General features: G+C 59.4%; 10 protein-coding genes and 4 pseudogenes. 4 read left to right on the top strand and 10 right to left on the bottom strand.

Annotation, left to right across the window (positions count from 1 at the left end; translation table 11 throughout):
• Positions 1-123: 123 nt before the first annotated feature.
• The 8 genes from J5Y06_RS18815 to J5Y06_RS18780 all read right to left on the bottom strand — a co-directional run bounded on the left by J5Y06_RS18815 (position 124) and on the right by J5Y06_RS18780 (position 8,085).
• Positions 124-1,638, bottom strand: a complete 1,515-nt coding sequence (locus J5Y06_RS18815) for a malonate--CoA ligase (RefSeq protein ID WP_209336742.1) — start codon at positions 1,636-1,638, stop codon at positions 124-126.
• 4 nt (positions 1,639-1,642) lie between these two features.
• On the bottom strand, positions 1,643-2,923 hold the full coding sequence (locus J5Y06_RS18810) for a TRAP transporter large permease (protein WP_209336741.1): 1,281 nt from the start codon (positions 2,921-2,923) through the stop codon (positions 1,643-1,645).
• Complete coding sequence (locus J5Y06_RS18805; protein WP_209336740.1) at positions 2,920-3,504, bottom strand: TRAP transporter small permease; 585 nt, start codon at positions 3,502-3,504, stop codon at positions 2,920-2,922. Before J5Y06_RS18805 ends, J5Y06_RS18810 begins: the two co-directional genes overlap by 4 nt.
• A gap of 26 nt (positions 3,505-3,530) precedes the next feature.
• Positions 3,531-4,514: a TRAP transporter substrate-binding protein gene (locus tag J5Y06_RS18800; RefSeq protein ID WP_209336739.1), complete on the bottom strand. Its 984-nt coding sequence runs from the start codon at positions 4,512-4,514 to the stop codon at positions 3,531-3,533.
• 53 nt (positions 4,515-4,567) lie between these two features.
• A complete protein-coding gene (locus J5Y06_RS18795) occupies positions 4,568-4,987 on the bottom strand; it encodes a thioesterase family protein (RefSeq protein WP_209336738.1) in 420 nt (139 codons plus the stop codon).
• Positions 4,980-6,221 (bottom strand): CaiB/BaiF CoA transferase family protein, encoded by a 1,242-nt coding sequence (locus tag J5Y06_RS18790; RefSeq protein ID WP_209336737.1) that lies wholly within the window; start codon positions 6,219-6,221, stop codon positions 4,980-4,982. Before J5Y06_RS18790 ends, J5Y06_RS18795 begins: the two co-directional genes overlap by 8 nt.
• Before the next feature lie 3 nt (positions 6,222-6,224).
• Positions 6,225-7,034, bottom strand: a complete 810-nt coding sequence (locus J5Y06_RS18785) for an enoyl-CoA hydratase-related protein (protein ID WP_209336736.1) — start codon at positions 7,032-7,034, stop codon at positions 6,225-6,227.
• A gap of 121 nt (positions 7,035-7,155) precedes the next feature.
• The gene (locus J5Y06_RS18780) at positions 7,156-8,085 is read right to left on the bottom strand and encodes a LysR substrate-binding domain-containing protein (RefSeq protein ID WP_209336735.1); all 930 of its coding nucleotides are present in this window, start codon (positions 8,083-8,085) and stop codon (positions 7,156-7,158) included.
• A gap of 696 nt (positions 8,086-8,781) precedes the next feature.
• Between J5Y06_RS18780 and J5Y06_RS23625 the strand changes: the two are divergent.
• Positions 8,782-8,907, top strand: a pseudogene (locus J5Y06_RS23625) (IS3 family transposase); the annotation flags it as partial.
• Positions 8,908-8,975: 68 nt separating this feature from the next.
• Positions 8,976-9,176 (top strand): annotated as a pseudogene (locus tag J5Y06_RS23160) (integrase core domain-containing protein); the annotation flags it as partial.
• On the opposite strand, the gene J5Y06_RS23620 reads toward J5Y06_RS23160, so the two are convergent.
• On the bottom strand, positions 9,131-9,367 hold the full coding sequence (locus J5Y06_RS23620) for a helix-turn-helix domain-containing protein (RefSeq protein WP_385932009.1): 237 nt from the start codon (positions 9,365-9,367) through the stop codon (positions 9,131-9,133). The pseudogene J5Y06_RS23160 and the gene J5Y06_RS23620 sit on opposite strands and share 46 nt — an antisense overlap.
• A 57-nt stretch (positions 9,368-9,424) precedes the next feature.
• Here J5Y06_RS23620 and J5Y06_RS18770 point away from each other — a divergent pair.
• A pseudogene (locus J5Y06_RS18770) lies at positions 9,425-10,303 on the top strand (FAD-binding oxidoreductase); the annotation flags it as partial.
• On the opposite strand, the gene J5Y06_RS18765 reads toward J5Y06_RS18770, so the two are convergent.
• Complete coding sequence (locus J5Y06_RS18765) at positions 10,261-11,502, bottom strand: acyl-CoA dehydrogenase family protein (protein WP_209336904.1); 1,242 nt, start codon at positions 11,500-11,502, stop codon at positions 10,261-10,263. The pseudogene J5Y06_RS18770 and the gene J5Y06_RS18765 overlap by 43 nt on opposite strands.
• A 573-nt stretch (positions 11,503-12,075) precedes the next feature.
• Here J5Y06_RS18765 and J5Y06_RS18760 point away from each other — a divergent pair.
• Positions 12,076-12,289 (top strand): annotated as a pseudogene (locus J5Y06_RS18760) (LysE family translocator); the annotation flags it as partial.

The following is a 12,289-nucleotide window of genomic DNA, read 5'->3' as shown; positions in this document are numbered from 1 at the left end:
TTCCTCCCCGTCTTGCGGCATCGTTGGTCGCCGACTTCTTCGAACAGTTCGCCCATTTCGGTTCGGGAACATGGCACCGAACTCGTCGCCGGTCACTCCGCTACCACCTCGGTGTTCGCCAGCTCACGATGCAAACAGATGCTGCAGGTCCTCGCGCAGGAGGTTTTTCTGCACCTTAGCCATCGTATTGCGCGGAAGCTCTTCAACAACCACTACACGCTTAGGAAGCTTGTAGGCAGCGATCTTCTGGCGAAGTGCTGCAATAAGCTCTGTTTCAGCAACCGTCCTCCCCCGTTCCGGAACAACAACGGCAACGACCGCTTCGCCGAAATCAGGATGGGGAATGCCGATCACCGCACTTTCGGCGACGCCGTCAAGAAGATCGAGCTCCTCCTCGACCTCCTTGGGATAGACATTGTAGCCGCCGGAGATCACCAGATCTTTGGCGCGTCCGAGGATCCAGACGTAGCCGGCCTCGTCGATCTTGCCGAGATCGCCGGTGATGAACCATCCATCAGCGCGAAACTCCGAAGCCGTCTTTTCCGGCATCTGCCAATATCCCTTGAAGACGTTCGGGCCCTTCAGCTCGATCACGCCAATCTCGTTGGTTCCGAGAATTTCCCCGGTTTCGGGCTCGGCAACGCGGACCGAAGTGCCTTTTAGCGGTAGGCCCACCGATCCCGGTAGGCGAGCGCCGTCATAGGGGTTGGACGTGTTCATGCTGGTTTCTGTCATGCCATAGCGCTCAAGGATCGCGTGACCAGTCCGATCTTTGAAGGCCTCGTGCGTTTCTGCAAGCAACGGTGCGGAGCCGGAGATGAAGACACGCATTCTGGATGCCACATCACGGTCTAGACGATCTTCTGCTAGGAGGCGCGTGTAGAAGGTCGGCACGCCCATCATGGCTGTGGCCTGCGGCATCCAGCGCAGCACCTCTGCCGGTTCGAACTTCGGCAGAAAGATCATCGCGGCCCCCGCCATCAGGGTCACGTTGCTCGCGACGAAAAGTCCGTGCGCATGGAAGATCGGCAATGCGTGGATTAGGATGTCTTCGCTGGTCCACCGCCACGTCTCTACCAAGACAGCGGCGTTAGAACGCAGATTCTCATGCGTCAGCATTGCCCCTTTAGAGCGGCCGGTGGTACCGGATGTGTAAAGGATTGCAGCAAGATCATCAGCGCCGCGCGGCACATCCTGCCAAATGCCTCCATCGTTTCGCATCAGGCTAGGCAGAGTGCCGTCACCGGACCTACCCAGTGTCTCGATCGCCTGGACGCCGGCCGAAGACGCGACAGGGGCGAGTTCCTCGTGTGCTTCCGGACGGCCAACAAACAGCGCTGGTTCCGCATCGCGCAAGAAGTAACCTACCTCATGCGAGGTATAAGCGGTGTTCAGCGGAAGGAAGACTGCGCCCGCTCGAACGCAGGCGAGGTATAGCAGCAGCGCCTCTAAAGATTTGTCGACTTGAACCGCAACACGGTCGCCGGTTCCAACTCTAAGCTGTACAAGCGCACGGGCATAGCGCGCTGAGCCTTCGATGATCGCTGCGTAATCGATTATCGACCCGCCGGGTCGCGTGACGCAGGTTTTCGAAAGATCCCGTCCTGCAGGAAAGAGCGCGTCGAAGAGGTGGTTCATAAAGCTAATCTCGCGCAATCTCAGGGAGCCAGGTCGCAATCTCGGGCACACCTATGAGCACAAGCGTGAAAAGGATGATCGCGACAAAGAAGGGCATGTTGGCCTTGAAGACCTCGACCTGATCGCATTTTGCGATCTTCGCTGAGATGATTACTGCAATCGCCATCGGCGGAGTGAGTTGCCCAATCACCACCGCCATCACCATCAGCACGCCAAAATGCACGAGATCAATCTCGAAGGCGAGCAGCGTCGGCAGGATGATGGGCACCAACACTGGGATCAGCGGATCCAGGAACATACCGGCAATGATCGCGAGGATCATCAGAGCCACAAGTCGCATATACATGCTATCGCCGACCGCCAGAAATTCGATAATCGGCGTCGTTGACTGCGGCACCTGCGCGCTGGAGAGCGCCGAGCCAAGCGCCACCGATAAAGCGACGATCAACAGCAATTCACCAGTGATCTGAACTGATGCAGCGGTTGCGCGGTAGAGGCTGCGCAGATTGATCGTCCGATAGAGGAAAGCCGAGAGGAAGACAGCATAGACGGCGGCGAAGGCGCCACCTTCGGAGGGCGTAAAGACGCCTAGTACTAGGCCGCCGACGATAATGCCTGGCATACCGAAGGCCAGCAGTGCGCGCTTGCCGCTCTCCCAAACGGATGCCCATCGGAACAACTTTTCGGACGTCCAACCGTGGCGACGCGCCAGGATGGCAACCACTGCCATAAACACTAGGCCAAGAAGAAGGCCCGGTATAAGCCCGGCAAGGAATAACGCGCCCAGCGAGGTCCCCGTAACCGCAGAATAAAGTATCAGCGGCGAGCTTGGGGGGATCAGCGGACCAATGCCGGACGAAGAAGCACTGACGGCTGCCGAGAAGTCTGCGGGATAGCCTTCGCGCTTCATGGCGGGAATCAGTACTGAGCCTGATCCCGCTAAATCAGCAGTCGAGGAGCCAATCATGCCACCAAAAAAGATCGAGGTTAATACATTGACCTGCGGCAGTCCGCCTCGCATCCAGCCCACCAGCGAGCGAGCGAACTCAAAAAGGCGGCCAGAGATGCCGCCGATATTCATGATTGTACCAGCGAGCACAAACATGGGCAGCGAGATCAGGGTGAATGTGCTGATGCCCGAGATCATGGTTTGCGGCACCATTAGCGGCCACTGACCGGCGAATACAACGTTGATAAAAACGGCGATCAGCAACCCCGCAACCATCGGCACGCCGATTGCAAGAAGCAACAACAGCGTCATGATCGAGAAAAGCGCAACGATCATGACGGTTGCGCTCGCGAGCCACCGCGATCGCGCCAAGTGATGAATGCCTGAACCAGGAAGACTAGCGAGGAGGCGATGGATCCGATCAACAGGGCGGAAGTGAACCAGCCATCCCTTATGCGCAGATAAGGAGAGAGATCGGAACCGAAGAGTTGGAGAAGCTGCAAGCTGTAGAAGGCGAGGTAAGTGAAGGCGATCGCCGACAGAAGCGAAGTGAAGGTTTGGGTCGCGGGTCGCAGTGAAGGCGGCAGGCGATAGAAGAAGTATTCAATGCGAATAACAGAGCCTCGACGTACCGAAAGGAATAGTCCGGTCATCGTTAGCCAGGGCATGAGCGCGATCACAAGCTCATCAGCCCATACCAGCGGCATTCCCATCGTGTAGCGACCGGTGGCATTTGCAAAGATGAGCAGTGTGATGACCACCATGATCGCCACGCCTGCGCCCTCCGCGATTCTGTCGACGACGCGAAGAATACGTGGCGTCGACGGATCGTATTGGTGGAGATCTGCGTCGCGCGTCGCCTCCTCAAAATCGTACGCGAGGCTTCGCAGGCGCGTTTCCTCGACCTGTTCGACCATCGCGGTTCCTCCACAGCCAATCCGGTTTACTTGGTAGCCGCTTCGATGACTTTCGCAGCGATTTCTTCGCCAGCTACCGCAGAGATCTGCGTCCAGATGTCCTTGGACGCAGCCTGGAAAGCAGCGAGGTCGATGTCGTCCACCGTCATCACGCTTCGAAATTCATCGATGATCTTGGCATCCGCAGCACGGCCCTGTTCGCGCGAAACCTGGGCGGCTTCCTTGGCGGCCTCCTTGACGGCGACCTTCTGATCATCGCTTAGCGCGTCGAACTTTGCCCCATTCATAACGAAGGTCACCGGCGTATAAACGTGGTTAGAAAGCGACATGAACTTTTGGACTTCTTGCAGGGAGGAGCCCTTGATCAGAGCAACCGGGTTTTCCTGCCCGTCAACAGTGCCATTCTGAAGCGCCAGGTAGAGTTCGCCGAAGTTCATGGTGACAGGCGAGGCGCCGAGTTCGGTAAAGGCGAGGATGCGGGTTTCGCTGCCTGGCACACGCAGCCGGATGCCGGCCAGATCCTGGGGCTTGATAACGGGGCGAGTGTTATTGGTGATCTGCCGGAACCCCACTTCACCAAACGCTAGAACTTCGAGATCCGCTATCTTGCGCATCGAAGCGGCGAGTTCAGCGCCCACCTCGCCGTCTAGCAGCGTGTAGACCTGCTCACGATCCTTGAACAGGAAGGGCATGTCGAAGACTGCCCAGGCAGGGTCGAGGGCGACAGCATCCGAACCCATTGGGTAAACGTCTAGCTGGCCCGTGCGGATCATCTGCATATGGACGGTTTCATCACCCAACTGGCGGGTGTCGAACATTTCGTAGTTCGAGTCCGGCAGTTTGGTCTTCAGCGCGTCGCCAAAGGCGCGGGCCATGATCGGCAGCGGGCTGGAAGCCGGATCTTCGCTCGACATTCGCAGCTTCAGCGCTTCCTGGGCAAAGGCGGCTGGCAATGAGAGTGTGAGTGCGAGCAGTGCCGAGCCTGCTGCGATAGTCATGGTCCTGAGCATGGCGTTTCCTCCCGTTATGGTTTCGCGCGGCTCCTCAACCGCCCGGTCTTCGTCTATTTCTTCATGCGTTCTTCAGCTTTTGCGACAATCGCATCTGCCTCTGCGAAGGCACGCGCGTGCCGTCCCTTGCCGATCTTGCCGCCCTCGTCTTCCGCCCAAACATCGAACCAGAACAGCGCCCCCTCGCGACCGGCAAATTTGCCAAAGGCGCGAACCATGGCGCCCACCGGTGTAGGCGCAAAATGCGCTACTTCAACCTTGGCGCCCACCGAAAGCGTGCCAAGCGCGCAGAGCGGCGCCATCAAGGAAGCGCAAGCGCGCTCCATCGCGCCGATCATGAAGGGCGTGGCGAGAACATCCGGAAAGCTTTCGTCTTCGCCTTGCGCGAACACGGCGGCAGTCATCGTCGGGTCGACCGTGATTGCAACCTCGCCGATGCTGCCGACTTCCAGCTCTCCAATAGGTTCAGCCATGGTTCTTTTCCTGTTGCTGAAACACGCGACGCTCGGTCATTCCAGCAACCTCATCTGCAGAATAGCCTATTTCGCGCGCGACATCTTCATTGTGCTGGCCGAACAGCGGCGCACCACGAAAAACACCAGATGGCGTTTTCGAGAACTTGATCGGGCAGCCGATCGTCTCCACCTCGCCACCGGCCGGATGTGGGGCGGCAACAACCATATCTCGCGCTCGCGTTTGCGGATGATCTAGCATTTCCGGCACCGTGTTTACCGGACCGGACGGCACGCCCTGCGCGTCGAGCTCCGCGAGGATCTCGGCACGTTGTCGCTTAAGGAAGGCTGGTGCCATTGTTTCAGCCAGCAGGGCACGGTTGGCCAGCCTCATCGCATTACTTTCGAAGCGCGGGTCACTTGCGAGTCCTGGCATGCCAAGAACACTGACAATGCGGCCGAAGTTGAGGTTGTTCGGCGCCCCCACGACGAGCCAACCGTCTGCGCACTCAAAAGCTTGATAGGGTGAGCTTAATGGATGTGCTGAGCCGAGTGGATGCGGCGTCTCGCCAGTCGCCAGCGTGATCGCCGATTGCCAGTAGCTGTGCGTGATTGCCGCCTCGATGAGCGACGTGTCAACATGTTGCCCTTCGCCGGTCTTCAGCACATGCGCGTACGCTGCTGTGACGCCGAGCGCCAGCAACATACCGGCAGTGGTGTCGCTAACCGGAGCACCGACCTTGACCGGTGGTCGCCCCGGCCCCTCCCCAGTCACGCTCATCAGCCCGCTAAAGGCTTGGGCAATGAGATCGAGGCCCGCGCGTTTGGACTCCGGACCCGTCAGACCGTAGCCGCTGATCGTGCCATAAACGAGGCTTGGCTTACGGACGGCAAGCTCGGCATAGCCAAGGCCGAGGCGATCAAGCGTGCCCGGTCTGAAGTTTTCGATCACGATATCAGCCGAAAGGCAGAGGTCCTGCAGGACTTTCAATCCTTCCGGAGACTTCGCATCAACCGCGATGCCCCGCTTGTTGCGGTTCATCATCAGGAAGGCGGCCGCCTCGCCGTTGATTTCGGGTGGGCGAAAACGGCGGGTGTCGTCGCCTTCCGGTACCCGCTCGACCTTGATCACGTCGGCCCCGAGATCAGCTAACATAATGCCGCATGTAGGGCCGGCCATGAACATCGATAGTTCGACGACTTTAACGCCTTTAAGAGGACCCGTAGGAGAGGGGGTGGTCAAGGGTTCGTTCATGGTTCAGCGTCCGGTGAAAGTCGGTTTCGACTTGTTCAGGAAAGCGCTGTAGCCGGTCAGGAAATCCTGGGTGTCGAAGCATTCGAAAGCTTCGGCACGATCTGCGGCGCTCAGAGGTTCCGGCTGCATCAGCCGGCGTATGAATTTCTTGTGCCAGCGCGCGGAAAGGGGTGCGCCGGCCGAGATTGTCGCCGCCAGCTTCATCGCTTCAGACTCGACTTCGCCATCGGCGACGACTCGGTTGACTAGGCGAAACCGGTCGCGCGCTTCATCCGCTCCGAAGATGCGGCCCTCCAGCAGGATCTCGAGCGTGTTCACCGCGCCCGCAACATCGAAGATCGGCTTGAGTTCGGGGTAGGCGAGGACGAGCCCCAGATTTTTTAGCGGCATGCCAAACCGGCTCTTCGTGCTGGCGATGCGCATGTCGGCCAAGCAGGCCAGTTCCAATCCCCCACCCACGCATATACCGTCGATCGCGGCAATGATCGGATGCGGGCAGTCGATGATCGCGTTCCACGTGTCAGCCACATGATTGCCGTAGACGACGGCCTGTTCACGCGTCTTGCGAACGGTTTCGAACTCGATGATGTCTGCGCCACTGCTAAAGGCTTTGCCCCCCCTTCCGAAGATGATGATGCAGCGTACGGTCTCGTCGCCCGCAAGCGTCCGGAATGTGTCGGCTAGACTTGCCCAGGCGGCATGGTCGAGAGCGTTATGACGATGCGGTCGATTTAGGGTGACGGTAGCGATGAACTCAGATGGTCGCGCCATGAGGATCGATGGGCTTTCCGCCGCGGACGTAGCTCTGTCCATGATCACAACTCCCTAACAGGCGCCGTTGCCCGCTTCATCGGTGGGGAAAGCATAGGGAAGGTCGGGAAAGGCTGGAAATATCGCTTTGGAAGACCCCTATAAGTTTGACTTATATCGCGGCTCAAACAGTTAGAGTCGCAGCTTTCCAGCTGCCGGACATTATCAACTGGCGCGTCTCGCTGAGAATGATGTCGTGGACGACTGCGCCTGCCCTAGTCAGCGGCGTAGTGGCGGAGTGGCAGAGGTACATGCGACGCACGACCTTCGGCTCAGCAATTCTGTAGGCGCTGACCCTCGCTCCAGGGCTGTGCTTCACCGCTGCCCACGGCAGAACCGCACCAGCCAGACCTTCGGCCACGCCGCCAATAATTGAAGACAGCGCGTCAATCTCGGCAATGATGTTTGGAACTTCGCCTATCGCCTCAAAGGATACCGACAGCCGTTTCGAGATGCTATTCGGCGGCCCGGGGATCATCAAGGGTTGGCGAGCGATCGCGCGGAGCGTGATTTCGGGAAGATCGCCGTCCGGCTGGTCGCCAGCGGTAAAGTAGACAAGCTCCTCATCAATGAGCGGCTCGGTGCTGAGCTCGGGGCCGAGCACGTCGTCGAAGATGATGCCGAGATCGATCCGGCCCTGTCGAATCATGTCTACTACCAGCTGGCTAGGCGTAGCGTTGATCTGAAGGCGGATACCAGTCTGGCGCGCGCGGGTTTCCTTAACAATCGGCAGCGAAAGCAGCGCTGCGTTGGAAACCGGCAAGCCGATCACGATCGTGCCTTCAAGGTGGCTGTCCGCGCGGCGTACATCCTCTACCGCGCGTTCCAATTGCTTGGTGATCTGCACGGCATGACGGTAGAGCGTTCCACCAGCCTCCGTCGGAACAACGCCAGTGCTGGAGCGGTTAAGAAGCTTGAGACCAAGGTAGGCCTCGAGAGAGGCAATGGACTGGCTGAGCGCCGGCTGCGCAACACCTAGATTCGCTGCCGCCTTGTTGAGGCTGCCGGTTTCAACGATCGCGAGAAAATAACGAAGCCGCTTGAGGTCGAGCACAGTCGTTCCAGGTTAACGTTGCGGATGCCCGGGCACGGGACAAGAGAGTTTAGTCGTCCGAAACAGCATCACGTGGCAATCTGCTCATCAGGTGTGCTGCACGCCAATCTTGGACAAGTTGGATCCATTGTAATGCCGAGTAGCTTAAGTCACGCCGAAACCTTTCCTGAGATTGGGGAGTAGCTCACCAGACCATTCAAAGCGGCCTGCCCCTGCTGATCGGTTTCGATGCTGGTGAAGTAGACCACAGCGGGCGGCTGTCCGCCATGGGCGCCGTGTGGCGGCTGGTGAATCGGGATGTTAACACCGCCGAGCTGGTTAGGTCTGACACGCCTCGCCCCGTCCCCGAGCGTCGGCGTTCACTTTATGATCCAAGCCTTTTAGCGCTGCCGGTACAGACATCATGCCAAGCAATTCCATTCACTAGCTCAGCAAAATTGCGGACATTGAAGGCTCAGTCTCAGTTGAGAACAGCGCGTTGCATGGTCGGACTGCTCCCAACGTGCTCGCGGTAGGCCATCGAACAGTGAGAGGTAGACGTAAACTCGGATGCCATTGCAATTTCGGTGATCGCCTGTTCTGGAGCGCGCCCTTTTTGGACCGGACAGGCGGCATAACTGATAAGGCATAGGCACACGCCTATGAGTAAGACCATGTCCAAGCCTCTGACGTTCCGTTCAGCAGGGTCGAAATCATCACCTGATTGCGGCGGCCGTCGAGCGCCGCTTCCAGACCCTTAAAGTCCCGCACCGGCTTGAATGGCTGTCGGATAATGGCAGCGCCTACTCGCCAGGCAGACCGCACAGGTCGCCGCGGCACTGGCCATAACGTTGTCAGCTTCTAAGAACGCCTTTGCCAACCAGCGCCCTCAGTTAGACGATTGGGATCGTAACCTGCTCTTCACTCCGGTTCGAAGCCCAAAGAGCAACGGGATGTCCGAAGGTTTCGTCAAAACACTGAAGCGGGAGGCTTCAACCGTCATCCTCCCAGACGCCGACACCATCATGGCCTTGATGGCTAGCTGGATCGACGACTACTGTGAAGTTCACCCGCACTCCGGTCTCAGGTTTCGCTCACCACGCGAGTTCCTGCGCTCAGTGCCTAAACCCAGCCGCCGACTGTCCGGCGAAACCGGGTCTCCTCCATGTTCCGACTGCAGAATGAGATTGCGAGCACGCTGAAGTCGTAACTCCATCATAGAGTGCTTGGGGGGAAGGTTCAGGTGCCGTTCAAACTTTCGTTGGAGCTGACGCGTCGAAACGCCTAACAGGGTCGCTATCACGAGGCTCCTGATTGGCTCTCCGAAATGCTCCCCGATGATCCAAATAACATTTGCCCGGCGGACGTTCCAAGCCCCGAGGAAGTGAGCACGATTGTCAAATTGTGCGCAGCCCGTCGGGTGCCGATGATTCCCTTTGGTGTCGGCGGCTCTCCCTTGAAGGCCAGGTAAACGCGCCAGCTGGTGGAATCACCATCAACACCAGCTGCATAAACAAAGGCGCTTTCCGTTGATTCGGACGACCTGGATTGCACGATTAAGCCCGGCCTGACGCGCGAAGAACTCAGCGTCCATCTGCGGGACACCGGCCTTTTCTTTCCGATCGACCCGGGCGCGAATGCATCGCTAGGCGGCATGGCGGCCACACGCGCTTCCGGCACCAACGCCGTGCGCTACGGCACGATGCGCGACAATGTGCTGGCGCTGGAAGTCGTGATGGCTGACGGCACGATCGTGAAAACCGCCATGCGCGCAAAGAAAACCAGCGCAGGCTACGACCTCACCCGGCTCATGGTGGGATCAGAAGGCACACTGGGCATCATCACGGCGCTGACGCTCAAGCTGTATGGAATCCCGCAGGCGATATCCGGCGGGATCTGCACCTTCCCGACGCTGGACGCCGCCTGCCGCACGGTGATCTCCACCGTACAGAATGGGCATTCCCGTGGCGCGCATCCAACTCGTCAACGCGCTGCAGATGCAGGCGATCAACCGCTACAACAAGACGGATTATCCCGAGCAGCCTTGCTTGTTCCTTGAGTTCCATGGTTCTGAAACAGGCGTGGCCGAGCAGGCGGAACTTTCTACCGAGATTGCGGCTGATCTGGAGGGCCTTTCCGCTGGACCAAGGTTGCCGAGGAGCGCGCCAAGCTTTGGAAGGCGCGGCACAACGCCTATCATGCGGCCGAAGCCTTGGCGCCGGGCAGGTTCGGGCCGAGCGCCTTGTTCGAAAGTGCCGGGGTCCAGTTGGCGATTCCGCCCTGATTGTCCAGGGTGCGCTGCCGCCTGAATTCCAGGCGCGCGAGTTGGTCGCGGTGCACCTCGTCCGGTCCATCGGCCAAGCGCAGCAGACGGGCATTGGCATAGGCTGCCGCAATGCCGAAGTCGTTGTTGGTGCCACCACCTCCAAAAATCTGGATCGCCCAGTCGGTGATGGTGCAGGCCATGTTCGGCACGGCGATCTTGATCATCGCGATCTCCGCCTTGGCCTCCTTGTTGCCGACCGTGTCCATCATGTGCGCAGCCCGCATGGTGAGGAGGCGCGACTGCTCGATCATGATGCGGGCTTCGGCCACCCGTTCGCGTGTCACCGATTGTTCGGCGACTGGCTTGCCAAAGGCCACGCGCTGCTCGGCGCGGCGACACATCTTCGACAAGGTGCGCTCCGCCAAGCCGATCAGGCGCATGCAGTGATGAATCCGCCCTGGTCCAAGCCGTCCCTGCGCGATCTCAAAGCCGCGTCCCTCGCCAAGCAGCATGTTCGAAGCCGGCACGCGGACGTTCTCGAAGGTCACTTCGGATGCGCGGTCCGGCACGCCGTAGTAGCCGAAGATCGGCAGGGAGCGGATCACGGTTACCCCAGGCGTGTCCTTGTGCACCAGGATCAGCGACTGCTGCCGATAGGTGTCGGCGCCAGGATCCGTCTTGCCCATGAAGATCAAAATCTTGCAGCGCGGGTCGGTTGCGCCGGTCGTGTACCACTTACGGCCGTGGATGACGTAGTCGTCGCCGTCGCGGACGATGGCGCTTTCGATGTTGCGGGCATCGGACGACGCCACGTCCGGCTCCGTCATGGCAAAGGACGAGCGGATTTGGCCGGCAAGCAATGGCTTGAGCCACTGGTCCTGCTGTTCCGGCGTCCCGTAGCGTGCCAGCACCTCCATGTTGCCGGTATCCGGCGCGGCACAGTTGAAGACCTCCGGAGCAAGGAATGACCGGCCCATGATCTCGCAAAGCGGCGCATACTCGATGTTCTTGAGTCCCGCACCATGTGCGGACTCCGGCAGGAACAGGTTCCACAGTCCCGCCGCCTTTGCCCTCGGCTTCAGTTCCTCGACAATCGGGTAGATGCACCATGGGCCCAGGTCTTCGGCTTCGCGAAGGTGGCGAGCTTCGTTGGGGTAGATGTGCTCTTCCATAAAGGAGAGCAACTTATCTTCTCCCGGTTCGCCAGCCGGAGGGGCTCCGTGACGAGGGACAGAGAAAGAAGCGGAAATCCCTCACCAATTACGATGGCAACCAGCTTCATGTTCGCTCAGGTCATCTCATGATTCACTGAGATCATCCGCAAACCAGATGAGGTCGCAAGCATAAACTGAGGGGAAGCGGGCCAGCACTCTCGAAAGTGTGTGGCCGCCGGCATAACGCAGGACATTTCGAAGGTGCTAGACGTGCTTGCCGAAAAGACCAGAGCCGCTGGTTTTGAGCGCTATTGCGGGCCTACTCGTCTTCCATGCTCGAGCAGGGGTGAGTGCTTCCGACCCCTGCGACCGGCAACGGCAGCTAACTTTCCAGCCTGCGCGGGCGCGTCATTGACGAGGATGCGCGGCAGCTCCGGGTGAACTACGCTCTGGTCGAAAGGTTTGGCCTCGCCCAAATTTCGCCGTCGAAACCGGTTCTGCCGATCCCGGCGGAGGCACTACCCCGGCTCGAGGCTGCTCTCGTGGAAATAACCGGCTGACCTCCGAACGCCGACTTCGACAAGGACCGACATGCCCGACTTCCCGCAGCTCGCCCTCTACACTGCGGCCGCATTCCTGCTGGCAATCACGCCCGGCCCCGGCATCTTCTATGTCGCGGCACGCACCCTTGCTGGCGGACGCGCCGAAGGCATCTCGTCCAGCTTCGGTAACGGGCTTGGCGGATTAGTCCACGTCCTCGCCGGGAGCCTCGGTGTTTCAGCCATCGTTCTGGCTAGCGCGGAAG

It is taken from the genome of Tianweitania sediminis, assembly GCF_017813335.1.
GTDB lineage: Bacteria > Pseudomonadota > Alphaproteobacteria > Rhizobiales > Rhizobiaceae > Tianweitania > Tianweitania sediminis.
The sequence above is the reverse complement of the archived record's forward strand: the minus strand, read 5'-3'. Positions and strand labels throughout refer to the sequence as shown.